The sequence below is a fragment of the Paenibacillus sepulcri genome, assembly GCF_042647105.1.
GTDB lineage: Bacteria > Bacillota > Bacilli > Paenibacillales > Paenibacillaceae > Paenibacillus_Z > Paenibacillus_Z sepulcri.
Genome location: NZ_JBHRUP010000001.1, coordinates 6,734,954 through 6,748,970, shown reverse-complemented (window position 1 = coordinate 6,748,970; position 14,017 = coordinate 6,734,954). Strand labels below are relative to the sequence as shown.

The window sequence follows — 14,017 nt, the reverse complement described above, 5'->3', positions numbered from 1 at the left end:
GGCTTTCTATTCCTCTATATAGGCTATGCACTCGATTTCCACGCACATTCCCGGCGGAAATTTACCGATCTCGATCGTGCTGCGGACAGGCGGTTCCGATTGAAAAAAACGGGAATAGGCTTTGTCGTATTCACTGAAACGGTCGAGATCGTCGATGAACGAGGTCACCTTGAGCACCCGGTCAAGCGAAGATCCCGCGCTCTCCAGAATATGGCTCATATACTCCAGAACCAGCTCCGTTTGTCTGGCCATATCTCCCGGGTATTTCACCTGTTTGGAGCCCAATTCGAACGGACAGGTGCCGGCCACATACAGCATATTGCCGTATTTGACCGCCTGCGAGTAACTGCCTGCCGGATCCGGGGCTTTGTTCGTATAGATTATTTCCTTCTTCATCGTTCCATCCTCCTGCTCTCGTCTATCCTGTTTAGCGGACAAGTCCGGAACTGCTGCTCCAGCGGCATGCTAGGCACGGAAAGCCCGCGCCAGCTCCACATAGAATGTGGCCGCTTCCTCGACCGCCTGCACCGGCACCCATTCCTCCCTGGAATGCGCCTGGGCAATGGAGCCCGGACCGTATACAAGGGACGGGATGCCTTTGATTCCCTGCAGCTTGCTGGCATCGCTGCCGTAGGTTTCCCCGAAGATGCCGCTCTGCAGACCGATCCGCTCTGCAGTATCGCGGGCAGCCTTCACTATAGGGGAATCATGCGGCGTGTCCAGAGCATAATCCAGCAGCAGCGGCTCTACGGAATGACGCAGCCCTTTTGCCCTGCAAAACTGCTCCAGCCCTTCTTCAAGCTCCAACATCACCGCTATGGGATCCTCGCCGGGGATAATCCGGCGATCCACCTGGATCGTGCAGCGCTCCGGCACAATATTAATCTGATCGCCTCCGCTGATGGTCCCTACCGACAAGGTCGCGGGGCCGCATAAGCCGTCAGTGATGGAAGCAAGTTCCGGCGTCACGATATCTGCCAGATAGCGGATAATCTCCGCCATGGCTACGATGGCGTTCTCCCCCTCATGCGGCACGGAGCTGTGCGCCGCTTTGCCATGCGTATGTACGGCAAAGCGCACGCAGCCTTTGTGGGCGACCACGATCTTCAGCTCCGTAGGCTCTCCCACAACCGCTGCGGATACCGGCATATCCAGCTCCAGAAACTTCAGCAGTCCGCGGAAAGCATGCTCCTCATCAACCGAAGCGCATAAGACCAGATCGGAGGAGAGCAGCTCAGGCGCAGCCGCACAGGTCTCCATCGTCACCAGCATGGCGGCTAGAGCGCCTTTCGTATCGCATGCGCCCCTGCCGTAGAGGCGGCCCTTCCTGTATACCGCTTCAAGCGGATTTTCCATACTGCCCAGAGAGACGGTATCCATATGCGCCTCAAACAGCAGGACGGACCCGGGATGCCCGGTGCGGAGCTCAATGATCAGATTATCGCGGCCTTCCATGACCGGCTGCCGGCTGACCTTCAGTCCGGCCTTTAGACAATACGCTTCAATAAAACGGGATATTTCCATTTCCCCCTGCGCCCCTTCCCCATAATGGAGATTGACGCTTTGGATGGCGATAAGCTTTTCCAGCAGTTCAAGCGCAGCGTGCTTCATGGACGAGATGCTCCTTCCCGGTTCCTGATCGCGGCCATCGGCTTCGCGCTTGCGATTTTTGGCCCCCATTCCAGCAGCCATTCCCAGGGAAGACTTTCCCCGCCGACCATATGCGGCATGCTTTCATCCGGCTTATAGGCATCGCCAAGTACGGCAGCGAATACTTTCTTATATTCATTAATGACCTGCGGGATATAGTATTCGCCAATGGCAACCCCTGTCCAGTCATGCTCCTTCGAGTCGAAGTAATGCTCCTTGATCAGCCTGTAATCCTCTTCGGCATGCTTCAGTGCCCGGGATGCCAGCCCGTCCAGCAGCCGCAAGTTCCCGCTGCCTGTGTCCCGCTCCTGCAAAAACCGGTTGAAATAAATGCCGGCTGCGATAATTTCCTTCATCCTGCGGGCCATAACCGTCGTGGCTTCCGCGCATTCCCGCTGGATTTGCGTTAATCCGTCAGAGCCGAGAATAGCGCCCAAATAGGCCAGCGCTTCTTCGACGGCAGCCGAACAGGCGTCCAGATACTGCCAACCCTCTTCGCCGATATACTTGTCAGGCATGAACGGGAATGAAGGCAGTGTGGGGCAGATTTGCGTTTCATGGATGCAGGGAAGCTTGCGGATGAGCTTTTCATAACGCGCTCCGTTGGTTTTGCCAAACAGGTGGCGGGCCGCATGGGCAAGGAAACCGTCGTGGTCAAAAGCCCAGGCATTCCAGCCATATTGGGCTGCGGCCATAAAGAACAGCTCATGACCGTACCATTCAAAACCATAGCCGTTAATACCGGCGCAGCCTGTGTTGACAGAGCCCTGGAACTGTGAAATATCATTCCACAAATGCTGGAAGGCATAGTTTTTCAGCTGATCCGGGAACGTGTCGGGTATGATGTACGGAATTCTTCCCAGGCTTGCGGCAAATCCGCTCCCCTCGCAGTTGCGCGACCAGATGCGCTGCGGGCCGAAGACCTCAACCCATTTGAGAAACTCCCCGTCGTCATCCTCAAGTCCGGGCGCCCAGAACAGCTTGACTCTTTCCGGCAGTCTGCGCTTCCAGTCCAGGAGTGTCTCCCTGTCCTTGATTACCGGAGGTTCGCGCAGCCAGCGGAGGCCGATCAGCGTCTCGGGACGGAGCACTTCCATATACGCCTGCAGCAGCTCCAGAGAAACGGTATGCTTTGCGTCATTCGGCGCAAGATGCCCGTAACGGGCCTGGCATTCGGTGCATTGGCAGAACCACTGCACCTCTTCGCTTTCCTCAAACACGAGTCCGTTAAAGCCTATCGCCTCGATCTGCTTCACGCTTGCGGTCAAATATCGGCGGACATCCTCTCTTGAAGTGCAGAGGGAATCGTAATTGTTGACATGGCCTTTATCCATCAGCTCCTGAGACAGCTTGCCCCTGCTTTGCGGATATACGACGGGGTAGCCGCCGCTGTAGGAATTTAATCCGATATAGGCGTATACGTCGATGCCCCGGGCATTGGCGTATTGGATCAGCCCCTCCAGGAAAGGCCTGCGCAAATTGGGATGCGTGAAGGAAACGTCGATCCACCCGTTAATTTCCCTGGACCAGGTCTTCATGTTCAGATCCCTTAATACGGTTTCCGGATACTCCGGAAATTCGAACGGCCAGAAGCCGTACATGACGATATTCAGCGCATTGATTTTGTGCCGGTAGCACCAGTCAACGAAGCTTTCCCAGCGGTCGCCTTCCCACAGCTGCGTCCCGAAGCCTGCGCGCGCAAAGCCCGCATACCAGGCAAGGGTGGGCGAAATGATTCTTTTCTCCGAATCGGGTCCGTCGATGATGCGGACCCCGGGCAGCCATCCATCAGTGGAAGCCTGCAAAAGCTCCATCCATGTCGCCAGCCCGTATAATGCGCCTCGCCAATGGATGGCATGAATAACGGCGCCGCTTGCGTCAATCGTCAATGCATAGGATTGCTCGGGAAACGGCTGCTCCCGGATCAGCTGCCGCATATCCCCGGGAACCTCCCGGCCCAGCAGCAGGGTGAGATCCGCATCCGCATCCCTCCCGGTCAGGACGACATGGCGAAATCCCGCCTTATCAAGCTCGCTGAGCACAACGTCTTTGGTGTCCGCAGCAGCGTCATCATCCAGATAAAGCGTGATGCGGCTCTTGTCAAAGGCGAAACGGTCCTCCGACCCTGTCGCCTGTTTCGGAGCAGGCAGCATAGCGTATTCAAACGGCTCCAAAGCAGCGGGCATACATGAATACCTCCTTCATTAAACAAGCGTCAATCCAGGCAGAGGGCAGGAACCGCCGGCGCCGAAAGAGCAGCTCCAGCGGCCCATTGCCCGGTTGCAAAGAATATTATTGGCCCAGATACTCGTCGACGTTGTCTTTTTTGATCGGCACATAGTCGACCAGTTCTTTCTTCTCGAACTTCTCACCCTTGATCAGGCCGACCGCCACTTCAACGGACCGTTTGCCTTCCTCCGTCACGTTGTCGAGGACCGTTGCAGTCAGACGTTCTTCCTGTACCGCTTTGAGCGCATCGGCAATGCCGTCGATACCGACGACGATAATATCCTTGCGACCGCTTGCTTCCACCGCCTGCAGGGCTCCCATCGCCATCTCGTCATTCTGGGCGGCAATCGCGTTGATTTCCGGGAAACGCTGCAGCCAGTCCTCGGTAATGCTCATGGCTTCATCGCGATTCCAGTTAGCGGTTTGCTCAGACAGCAGCTTCACATCCGGGTATTTGTCAAACAGCGCTTCTTTCAATCCCGCACCGCGGGTGATTTCTGCGGAGTGTCCGATCTGTCCCTGGAGGAGCGCGACGTTTCCTTTGCCGCCTAGCTTGTCCGCCAATATTTCGCCCATCATGACGCCGGACTGCTTCGGGTCGGTTCCTACGAACACATCGTAGCTCTCGTTCTCGGTGAATGTAATCACCTCGACCAGTGGAATGCCGGCATCCTTGACTTTATCAACGGCCGGGCTCGACCCTACAAGATCGACAGCGTTCAGAATAACCGCATCTACCTTTTGCGATACCAGAGTATCGACCTGATTGAGCTGCTCTTCGATCTTGTCCTGGCTGTCCATGACCACCAGCTCGACCTTCAGCTCATCCGCTTTTTCCTGCATCGATTCAACAAGGGATTTGATAAATTCATGAGACAAGCCCTGTGCGGCGACACCGATTTTGTAGCTTGAATCCCCGCCCGCTCCAGCATTTCCTTTCTCTGCTTCCGTCTTGTCATTGCCCCCGCTGCTGCATCCTGTCAGTACAACTGCTGTAAGAACCCCGGTCACCAACCACTTCCATGCGCGCTTTCTCTTCATGTCTTGCTCTCCTCCATGCCTCTTGGTTTTTGAAAAGCAGCCTATCAAATCAGAATCGCGCTTTAGGGTGCGATTCGCTGATCCCCGGTATTACTGTCTCTTGGCGCGCTGATCCAGAATCACGGCGCCTGCGATAATCAGACCTTTAATAATCTGCTGCCAATAAGAAGATACATCCATGAGATTAAGACCGTTGTTGATCACGCCGATGATGAGAACCCCCACGATCGTGCCAAGCAGTGAACCGCGCCCGCCGAAGAGGCTGGTACCGCCGATGACAACAGCGGCAATCGCATCCAGTTCATAGCCCATCCCACTGTTGGGCTGCCCGGAGCTGATCCTTGAAGCAAGCAGAATGCCTGCCAGACCTGCCAGGAAACCATTGATGACATACACCCAGATTTTGATGCCGCCTACACGGATACCGGAGATTTTTGCCGCATTCTCATTGCCGCCAATCGCATAAACATAACGGCCGAACTTGGTTTTATACAAAATAATGGCCATAATGACCGTAATGAGCACGAAAATAAGGACAGGTACCGGAATCGGCCCGATATAACCCTGGCCCAAGTACTTGAAGGAAGAGGAACTGACGACGATAGGCCTTCCGTTCGTGTAAATCAGGGCAATCCCGCGTGCGATGGTCATCATCGCCAAGGTCGCGACGAACGGCGCCACATTGAGTTTTGCGCTCATCGCGCCGCTGACGCCGCTCAGCAGTCCGCTCGCCAGCATTCCGGCAAGCAGCGCCCAGCCGACGGATTCGGGATTGTGGGCGACAATGCTCGCCGCAATGACCCCGGCGACCGCCATAAGCGATCCGATAGACAAGTCGATGCCCGCCGTCAGAATAATAAATGTCATGCCTACCGCCAGAATGCCGTTAATGGATACCTGCCTGAGTACATTCATCAGATTCGTTACCGTCAGAAACGAATCCGAAACGATGCTCAAAACAATGACAGTCAGCAATAAAATCCCGATCAAGCCATATTTCCGCAGCATTTCGGACGAACCGCCGTTGTTTTTCACTATTAATTTCTGAATACCGGGCATGCCGTTAAGCAATGCGTCCACCCCCCATTGCGCATTCCAGGAGCTGCTCCTGGGTCATTTCTCCACGCGCGAATTCCCCGCGAATTTCACCTTCACCCATAACCAGGATGCGGTCGCTCATTCCCATCACCTCGGGAAGCTCCGAGGAAACCATGAGAATAGCCATCCCCTCCTGTGCCAGCCGGGAGATCATCTTGTAGATTTCCGCCTTGGCTCCGACATCGATCCCGCGTGTCGGCTCGTCAAGGATCAGCAGCTTCGGTGAGGTCATCAGCCACTTGGCCAATACGATCTTCTGTTGGTTCCCACCGCTTAAGGTCTGAACCTCCTGCTCCATCTTGTTCATCTTGATCCGGATATTCGCCTTCATATCGTCGCACAGCTTGTCCTCTGCCACCCTTGAAACGAATGGGCCATTGCTTGCCTGGGACAAGCTTGCGAGCGTCATATTCTCGCGGATGGACAGACCGAGCACCAGCCCCATATCCTTGCGGTCTTCCGTCACGAACGCCATGCCATGCCTGATGGCTTCGGCCGGATGGCCAATCTTCACCGGCATGCCGTCAATCAGCACTTCCCCGCTGTCCGGCCGGTCGATCCCGAACAGGGCGCACATCACCTCGCTCCTTCCTGCGCCCATCAACCCCGAGAAACCTACAATTTCGCCTTCCCGCACCTGAAAGGAGACGTTCTCAAAATACGGTCTCCGGGTGAGCTTCCGCACCTCCAGCACGGTCTTGCCAATAGCGGCCTCCTCTTTCGGATAGATGGCGTCGAGCGGTCTGCCGACCATCATCGTGATCAGGCCGTCGGAGTCAATCTCGCTTATATGCCTAGCCCCGATCAGTTGGCCGTCTCTCAGAACGGTCACCCGATTGGCAATCGCGAAGATTTCTTCCATCCGGTGCGAGATATAAATAATCGGCACACCCTGCGAGCGCAGCTGTTCAATCGTCTGGAACAGCGTCTTGACCTCGCTGTCGGACAGAGCCGAGGTGGGCTCGTCCATGATGATCAGCTTGGCTTTGTAAGAAATGGCTTTGATGATTTCGAGCATTTGCTTCTGGGCGATACTGAGCCGTCCAACCTTCGTATCGGGTTCGGCGTCAAACCGGAACTCGGCCAGCAACTCCCTCGTCTGCTCCTCCAGCTTTCGCTTGTTTACGAAGGGTGTTCCCGGATAATGCGGCTCCCTGCCCAAAAAAATATTTTCCGCAACCGTCATCTCCGGAATGGGATTCAGCTCCTGATGAATCATCGCGATGCCAAGGCGCAGCGCCGCTTGCGGATTATCCAGCTGCACCGTGCGCCCTTCAAAATAGATTTCTCCTTCATCCGGCTCCACCAGCCCGGACAAGATCTTCATCAGCGTCGATTTGCCTGCCCCGTTCTCGCCCATCAGGGCGTGAACCTCGCCGTGATGAATATCAAGCGATATGTCATGCAGAGCTTTAACGCCGTAATAGGATTTCATAATACCGGTCATTTTCAAAATCGGCTGTATGATGAACGCCCCCTCAAGCTAAAGTCAAGATGATCGTTAAATCCACAAGTTCTCCCCGTGTTCGAGATGCTCTTCGCCCTTCAGCTCCATACATTCGCGGTAAGAGCGGTAAATATGCTTGCGCATGGTCAGCTCGGCCTTATCGGGATCCCTTTCCTTCAAAGCCGTGATCAGCTCCAGATGCTCCTCAACCTCCTTCTGCTTGCTAGATTCGCTTCCCAGCATCCGGTTGACGAGCGCGATCTGGAAGGAGATCGACTCGTAAGTGCGTATAAGCCGGGAATGATTGGACAGCTGGATGATCGACTGGTGAATAAACCAGGAATCCAGCAGCAGAGAGTTGACGCTCTCGTTCTTCTCTTTCTCTTTTAGCTTCATGCCCTCGTAGAAATTCTCCAATTGTTCAACAGCCTCATCAGAAGCAATTTGAGTCGCAATTCTTATGGCAAGCCCCTCGATGGAAGCGCGCAGCGAGTAAATTTCGTAAATATCCCGCGTCTGCAGCTCATTGATGACCGGCCCTTTATTCGGCACGATAGTAACGATGCCTTCGCCTGACAGCTGCCGAACCGCTTCTCTTACGGGCGTCTGGCTGATACCAAGCTCCCGGGCGAATTTCGTCTCTACGATCCGGTCCCCTGGATTCAGCTGGCCGCTCAGTATCTGCTGCTTGAAAAAATCAATCACATCATGGCTCATATTCTGTTTATCTGCGAAGTGCTGTTTTGTAATCGTATCCTTCAAAATGAATCAACTCCCTTTGAATACTTAACTGGTCAAGTTATGTTTCTTGACATGTTCTATATTTAATATAATAGATTATATATAATCCATAATGCAAGATAAACTTTTTATCTCTTCCTTACAGAAAAATAAAAGAGATGGGGTTTCGAAGCTCATTCAAGCGAATCCACTGGCTTCAGGTGCTGTTGAATACAAAAACATACCCGCAAAAAGTACAAAAACAAATCCGGGATCCCCGGCTCATATGCCTGGCGGTCCTGGATTTGTTTCTCAAACCTCTGGTATTTATTTGCGTACAAAGGAACTTTAAAGGGAAAACATCGTGTATACACCAATGGCCAGAACAATGACAGAGACTGCGCTGCACATATAAGTATGCCGCGTCAATTTGGCGCGTTTCCGCCAGGCTAACGCCAGCTGCCGACAGGCAAAATACATGCTGGTTAGATTCACAAGGAACATCACGAATAGGAGCACATCCATAATGACCGAGCCTTTTCCTGCCATGTCCCGATGCTGCAAATTCATCCCTGCGGTGGCTCCCATCACGAGGGGAGCTAAGAACCAATGGATAAGATGCAGAATAATGACGCCTGTGACCGAAATAAATGACATCGTGGAATATTTCGACTCAAGACCCATAACCCTGATTTTCTGCAGCATTCAAGTCCTCCCCATGCGCGTAATCAGCATTGATTTCTTTTGCGGATGCCGCCAGCAGCTTCGATTCAGACAGTCCTTTGACCTTGCATAAGAGACGCTGCCTTGGAGCATTGCCTTCCAGCGCCTGTAATGTTGTATATTCGCACTCCTTGACTCGCAGAACTTCCATTTTGGATCAATCACCAAACACCGAATGAACGGATATACTCCTTTCCTTGCTTGGGGGATCATTATGGGTTGCCGAATACTTAAAGCCACTATTGGTAAAAATATGCACGTCTAACATCCGATAACAAATTGGAATACGAATATAGGATTATATTTGTGTGCAGGCAAGGGATGGAGAGAGGGGAAAAACCGGTGGAGGAACAATCAGGAATTCAGCACACGGCTAAAAAAATCGATCAAGACCTGACCATAGTGGTTGCCCGCTTAAACCGTTTATTCACGGATACACCCGATTTGATTGTACGCAAATTTCTTATCAAACAAACGGGAGAACAGGCTGTTCTCACCTATCTGGATGGGCTTACGGATAAAAACTCCATTAATCATGACGTGCTTCGTCCGCTTCAATTCGAGATGGGCAGCGGTGAAGCAGGCAGCGATTTAATCATGACGGTGGGCGATATCGTTCCTCAATCGAATTGGACTCAGATTGAACATTCCATTTTGCATGGAAGAAGCCTTCTATTTGTTTCCGGCCGAACAGAAGCCTATTCATTAGATACGAAAGGCTGGCCGCAGCGGGCGATTGAAGACCCTCAGCTGGAGACCTCAATTAAAGGCGCGCATCAAGGATTCGTTGAAACAGGCGGGCAGAATATTGCCTTGATCCGCCGGTATATTCCCAATCTGGAGTTGAAAATAAAACGCCTGATAGTCGGGCGGCGAGGACAAACAAGCGTATCGATCCTCTACTTGGCCGACGTAGCAAATCCTGAATTTCTCAAGCGTCTGGAGCAGCGGATCCAGCAGGTGGATGTCGATGTCATTATTAACACTGGAGAGCTCGCGGAATTTATCGAAGACAATCCATTTTCCCTTTTCCCCCAACTTATTTCTACTGAACGCCCGGATGCGGCCGCATCGCAAATTTTGCAGGGGAGATATGTGGTGGTGGTTGACCGGTCACCGAGCGTACTGGTCGCGCCGGTCACCTTTATGACTTATTTCCAAAGCGTCGATGACTACAGCACACGCTGGTCCATTGCAACCTTTCTGCGGTTGCTGCGGATTTTCGCTTTTTTCATTGCCGCTTTTCTGCCTGCGTTCTTTATTGCCGTCGTTTCCTATCACTTTGAAATCATACCGCTTAAGCTGCTGCTCACACTCGGTGAATCAAGAGGACAAGTACCGTTTCCACCCTTTGTGGAAGCGATTCTAATGGAGATCACCCTGGAAATGCTGCGTGAAGCGGGTGTACGCCTCCCTGCACCGGTTGGACAGACGGTCGGTATTGTAGGGGGCATAGTTATTGGTCAAGCCGTCGTGCAGGCCGGCCTTATCAGCAATGTGATGGTCATTATTGTCTCCTTCACCGCCATCTCTTCCTTTATCCTGCCCAATTACGATATGGTCGCAGCAGTCCGGCTTATTCGTTTCATGCTTATGATCCTCGCCACTTTGTTCGGATTTGTCGGCTTGATCATCGGCTTAATGACGATGATGGGCCATCTCATTGCCCTCAAATCGCTGGGGATACCCTATGGCAGTCCCATTGCGCCGATACGTCTGGCGGATTGGAAAGACACGCTGGTTCGCGTGCCATTGTGGTTAATGAATAAACGTCCGATAAGCACATCGCCGATACAGTCCAAGAGACAGGAAAAAAGCCGGACAAAGGAGGAGGGCGAATGAAATCTTATTCGGACAATCAAATCAGCTTGCTTCAGTTTATCTTGATCATTTCCGGCATTCAAGTGAGTGTCCCTATTCTGTCGTTGCCAAGAAGGCTGGCCGAAACAGCAGGAACGGATGGCTGGATTTCGCTGATTATCGGTTGGGCTTTAAGTGAAGTTGCAAGCATCGCCATTATTCTGGTGATGAAGAACCATCCAGACGATACCCTGCCCGATTTAATATTGCATTATATAGGAACTTGGGCCGGCAAAGCGATCGCCCTGGTATTGGCACTCTATTTCTGTCTTCTGACCCTGGATGGACTCGCCAGGACGGTTCTCATCACGAAATCATGGCTCTTGCCGAACACGCATGTGTATACCATTATGATTTTGCTTCTCGTTCCCGCTTACACCATAGCGCGGCATGGCCCCCGTATATTGGGCAGATATGCCCAGATCGTTGTTCTAATGTCATTATGGATTCCATTGATGTATTTGGTTACGCTGAAAAATGCGCATTGGCTCCACCTTCTTCCCATTCTCAAGGAAGGTTGGCGGCCTGTTTTTTCAGCCGTGCAAGCAACGATTTATCCCTTTCTGGGAATGGCGGCGGCGTTTATTCTGTACCCTTTCTTGAGGCGCAAGGAGAAAGCGGTCGCCGGTATCCTGATTTCAAACACCTTGACTCTGCTCACTTACTTGTTTGTTACCGTGATTTGTTTCATTCATTTCAGTCCGGATGAAATTACAGAGTATAACGAACCGGTAATCAGTGTATTACAAGCGATCGAGTTTACATTTATTGAACGGATTGAAGTTCCTTTTATCGCCTTCTATCTGTTTATTTTCTCCTTGGTATGGATCCCGGCTATGTATCTCACTACATTTTGTTCAAGCTGGTTGTTCGGACTGCAGGACAACCGCAGCCATTTGCGTTCTTTGTGCCTGATCATTGCCGTAGGCGCCTATTTCTTTAGCCCGACCTTTAAACAAAGCAACCGTCTGGAAGCTGTCCTGTTTAATGCCGGTTTAGGCATCGAATACCTATTCCCTGTCTGCCTGCTCGTTTACTTATGGATACACAATCGTTTTCAAAGGAGAAACAGCTTATGAACACAAGGCTGCTATGTATGCTGCTCAGTGCCGCTATAGTCGGGTTCACCGCTTCGGGCTGCAGCGATCAGTTGGATTTGGAAAATGCCTCGATTCCTCTTGCAATAGGCATGGATCTCGATAATGAAGACAAATTCCACTTCTATTCAACGGCTCCGGTATTCAGCAAAAACATCAAGAAGAAGAGTCAGGAAATAAGCGGCACCGCTCCGTCGCTCCGTCAATCAAGAGCGAAGCAGGATGCTCACACCGTGGGCGTTGCCCAGGGAAGGAACTTCCAGGTTATTCTTGTCGGCAAACGCATGCTGAAGCATGAAGGATGGGTCCGCATGCTGGATGTTATTTATCGCGATCCGAGAAACACACAAACCGACCGGGTAATTGCCGTTGACGGTTCTGTATCTGAAATTATCCACTTAAATCCGCCCGACCAGCCTTTGCTTCCCGTGTTGCTGCGCGGGATGATCGATACAAAAAGCGCGAGATCCGAAACGGTCAAAACAACGGCGCTGGAGCTGCACCGGCAAATCTATGAGAAAGGGATCACTCCCTACATATCCGAAGTCAAGATCAGCAATAAGAATGTTTTCTTATCCGGAACGGCTCTGCTCCATAATAATGGGAGATACGCCGCATCTCTGGGAGCCCAGGAAACGATCCTGCTCAGCATTCTGCAAAAAAACGCAAAACCGGGCGTCAGCTTGTCTTTTCATATTCCCGGCGAGCCCAAGACCGGTCCTTTCGACACGGATATGTTAAACTTCTCAACAAGGAGAACATCAACGAAGATTAAGACGTCCTGCCATCACAGCAAATTTCAGTTTGATATTAAAATCAAAATGGTCGTCAGCCTGTCGGAGCATTTGTTTCCGTATGATATTGCGAAGCATGGAGAGGCGTTGGAGCACAAGGTTTCCAAACTGGCGCAAGCGCAGTTCGAAAGCCTGATCCAAACCATTCAAAAGCATCGAATCGATCCGATTGGTCTTGGTCTCTATGCACGCGCGCATGAATTCCGGGAGTACAAGAAAGTCGAAGAACATTGGGGTGACGCGCTTGCCAATGCTGACATGAAGATTTCCGTAGCTATAACTTTTGGAGCAATGGGACCGGTAAAATAAAGAGGATTCACTCTCAAATAATCTGCTCCACATGCACCGATTTGTCTTTGCTTAAATCCAGATACTGGCCTTTCACCTCGACAAGGGGACTCAAGGGATCATTGGCATGAATCATAATAATATTGCCCCGCTGTCCATTGGAGAGGCAGACCTCGCTGCCAATCAGCATGTCCATGATACGCGCGAGAAAGCATAACGTTGTCTCCGGATCGAGCAGCCCATAGGCATTTTGCGACATTTCCAGCAGCACCTGATAGAAAGGAACCTGTTTCTTGTAGACCCGCTTCGAGATCATCGCGTGAAAGACGTCCGCGACGGCTACGATTTTGCTGAAAGGGTCCATCTGCTCTCCCTTGATGCCATGCGGATATCCGCTTCCGTCCTCGCGCTCATGATGCTCCAGAGCCACCAAGGCGTGCCGCTGCGCAAGCCCCGGTGTTTGCCTGATAAGTTCGTACCCGTAAAGCGTATGCTTCTTCATTTCATCAAATTCTTCAGGCGTCAGCTTGCCCGGTTTATTCATGATCGCTTCAGGGACTTTCGCTTTTCCGATATCATGCAGGAAGCCCGCGATCGTCAGATCCAGCAATTCCTCTTCGCCAAGACCTTTCACTTTGCCGATTAAACGGGCAATCAGCGCAACTGCGATAATATGACGGTAGGTATATTCATCATTTTCGCCGAAATAGGTGAAAACCTGCTTTAAATAAATATGGTTGCTCATATCCACAATGATCGGCACCATCGTATTGCGGACATGCGCAAACGGAATCTCATCGAAGTGCCGGACCTGATGAAAGACGTCCTTGATTTCAACAATAGCCGAATTCAGCAGGTGCAGGACCGGAAGATCTTCAATATCCTCTTCCTTCAGCGTAATTTGATGTTGAATGAGCCGCTTCAGATTTTTTCGTGTGAGCCGGGAAAAAGCAGGCACAATCAAGGCACCCATTTGGTTGTACATATTTTTATTTACTCTCATGCCTACATATTGATATTGCCGAACTGTCGGAGTCACCAAGATTCCACCACTTTCACGGGGTGCTTAT

Annotated in this window: 13 protein-coding genes; 3 read left to right on the top strand and 10 right to left on the bottom strand. The window is 51.8% G+C overall.

Annotated elements, in window-relative coordinates; translation table 11 throughout:
* Window positions 1-6: 6 nt before the first annotated feature.
* From ACFOLF_RS29290 to ACFOLF_RS29250, 9 genes are all read right to left on the bottom strand, one after another.
* Window positions 7-396: a RidA family protein gene (locus ACFOLF_RS29290; RefSeq protein ID WP_210037500.1), complete on the bottom strand. Its 390-nt coding sequence runs from the start codon at window positions 394-396 to the stop codon at window positions 7-9.
* A 69-nt stretch (window positions 397-465) separates the two neighbouring features.
* Complete coding sequence (locus tag ACFOLF_RS29285; RefSeq protein WP_210037499.1) at window positions 466-1,611, bottom strand: M20 family metallopeptidase; 1,146 nt, start codon at window positions 1,609-1,611, stop codon at window positions 466-468.
* Window positions 1,608-3,836, bottom strand: a complete 2,229-nt coding sequence (locus ACFOLF_RS29280; RefSeq protein WP_210037498.1) for a glycoside hydrolase family 20 zincin-like fold domain-containing protein — start codon at window positions 3,834-3,836, stop codon at window positions 1,608-1,610. The genes ACFOLF_RS29285 and ACFOLF_RS29280 overlap by 4 nt, the downstream gene beginning before the upstream one ends.
* Window positions 3,837-3,942: 106 nt before the next feature.
* Complete coding sequence (locus ACFOLF_RS29275; protein WP_210037497.1) at window positions 3,943-4,920, bottom strand: substrate-binding domain-containing protein; 978 nt, start codon at window positions 4,918-4,920, stop codon at window positions 3,943-3,945.
* A 90-nt stretch (window positions 4,921-5,010) separates the two neighbouring features.
* Window positions 5,011-5,991, bottom strand: coding sequence for an ABC transporter permease (locus ACFOLF_RS29270; protein ID WP_379112788.1), 981 nt, complete (start codon window positions 5,989-5,991; stop codon window positions 5,011-5,013).
* On the bottom strand, window positions 5,984-7,465 hold the full coding sequence (locus tag ACFOLF_RS29265; protein ID WP_379112791.1) for a sugar ABC transporter ATP-binding protein: 1,482 nt from the start codon (window positions 7,463-7,465) through the stop codon (window positions 5,984-5,986). The genes ACFOLF_RS29270 and ACFOLF_RS29265 overlap by 8 nt, the downstream gene beginning before the upstream one ends.
* Window positions 7,466-7,519: 54 nt before the next feature.
* Entirely contained in the window at window positions 7,520-8,227 is a 708-nt protein-coding gene (locus tag ACFOLF_RS29260) for a GntR family transcriptional regulator (RefSeq protein ID WP_210037496.1), read from the bottom strand.
* A gap of 306 nt (window positions 8,228-8,533) precedes the next feature.
* The gene (locus ACFOLF_RS29255) at window positions 8,534-8,890 is read right to left on the bottom strand and encodes a hypothetical protein (RefSeq protein WP_210037495.1); all 357 of its coding nucleotides are present in this window, start codon (window positions 8,888-8,890) and stop codon (window positions 8,534-8,536) included.
* Window positions 8,859-9,059, bottom strand: coding sequence for a hypothetical protein (locus ACFOLF_RS29250; protein WP_210037494.1), 201 nt, complete (start codon window positions 9,057-9,059; stop codon window positions 8,859-8,861). Before ACFOLF_RS29250 ends, ACFOLF_RS29255 begins: the two co-directional genes overlap by 32 nt.
* A gap of 170 nt (window positions 9,060-9,229) precedes the next feature.
* Here ACFOLF_RS29250 and ACFOLF_RS29245 point away from each other — a divergent pair, with 170 nt between their 5' ends.
* From ACFOLF_RS29245 to ACFOLF_RS29235, 3 genes are read left to right on the top strand one after another with little or no spacing between them, the layout of a single operon-like run.
* The gene (locus ACFOLF_RS29245) at window positions 9,230-10,750 is read left to right on the top strand and encodes a spore germination protein (protein ID WP_210037493.1); all 1,521 of its coding nucleotides are present in this window, start codon (window positions 9,230-9,232) and stop codon (window positions 10,748-10,750) included.
* Entirely contained in the window at window positions 10,747-11,847 is a 1,101-nt protein-coding gene (locus ACFOLF_RS29240) for a GerAB/ArcD/ProY family transporter (protein WP_210037492.1), read from the top strand. Before ACFOLF_RS29245 ends, ACFOLF_RS29240 begins: the two co-directional genes overlap by 4 nt.
* Window positions 11,844-12,968 (top strand): Ger(x)C family spore germination protein, encoded by a 1,125-nt coding sequence (locus ACFOLF_RS29235; protein ID WP_210037491.1) that lies wholly within the window; start codon window positions 11,844-11,846, stop codon window positions 12,966-12,968. The genes ACFOLF_RS29240 and ACFOLF_RS29235 overlap by 4 nt, the downstream gene beginning before the upstream one ends.
* 13 nt (window positions 12,969-12,981) lie before the next feature.
* Here the strand turns inward: ACFOLF_RS29235 and ACFOLF_RS29230 are convergent, their stop codons facing one another.
* Window positions 12,982-13,932: an HD domain-containing phosphohydrolase gene (locus ACFOLF_RS29230; RefSeq protein ID WP_210037490.1), complete on the bottom strand. Its 951-nt coding sequence runs from the start codon at window positions 13,930-13,932 to the stop codon at window positions 12,982-12,984.
* Window positions 13,933-14,017 lie beyond the last annotated feature (85 nt).

What these genes read in the sequence shown, in the direction of transcription:
- ACFOLF_RS29245 (WP_210037493.1), top strand. Translation starts at nt 9,230, where the DNA reads ATGGAGAGAGGGGAAAAACCGGTGGAGGAACAATCAGGAATTCAGCAC.
- ACFOLF_RS29255 (WP_210037495.1), bottom strand. Translation starts at nt 8,890, where the DNA reads ATGCTGCAGAAAATCAGGGTTATGGGTCTTGAGTCGAAATATTCCACG.
- ACFOLF_RS29265 (WP_379112791.1), bottom strand. Translation starts at nt 7,465, where the DNA reads ATGACCGGTATTATGAAATCCTATTACGGCGTTAAAGCTCTGCATGAC.
- ACFOLF_RS29285 (WP_210037499.1), bottom strand. Translation starts at nt 1,611, where the DNA reads ATGAAGCACGCTGCGCTTGAACTGCTGGAAAAGCTTATCGCCATCCAA.
- ACFOLF_RS29275 (WP_210037497.1), bottom strand. Translation starts at nt 4,920, where the DNA reads ATGAAGAGAAAGCGCGCATGGAAGTGGTTGGTGACCGGGGTTCTTACA.
- ACFOLF_RS29280 (WP_210037498.1), bottom strand. Translation starts at nt 3,836, where the DNA reads ATGCCCGCTGCTTTGGAGCCGTTTGAATACGCTATGCTGCCTGCTCCG.
- ACFOLF_RS29290 (WP_210037500.1), bottom strand. Translation starts at nt 396, where the DNA reads ATGAAGAAGGAAATAATCTATACGAACAAAGCCCCGGATCCGGCAGGC.
- ACFOLF_RS29250 (WP_210037494.1), bottom strand. Translation starts at nt 9,059, where the DNA reads ATGGAAGTTCTGCGAGTCAAGGAGTGCGAATATACAACATTACAGGCG.
- ACFOLF_RS29240 (WP_210037492.1), top strand. Translation starts at nt 10,747, where the DNA reads ATGAAATCTTATTCGGACAATCAAATCAGCTTGCTTCAGTTTATCTTG.
- ACFOLF_RS29235 (WP_210037491.1), top strand. Translation starts at nt 11,844, where the DNA reads ATGAACACAAGGCTGCTATGTATGCTGCTCAGTGCCGCTATAGTCGGG.
- ACFOLF_RS29230 (WP_210037490.1), bottom strand. Translation starts at nt 13,932, where the DNA reads ATGTACAACCAAATGGGTGCCTTGATTGTGCCTGCTTTTTCCCGGCTC.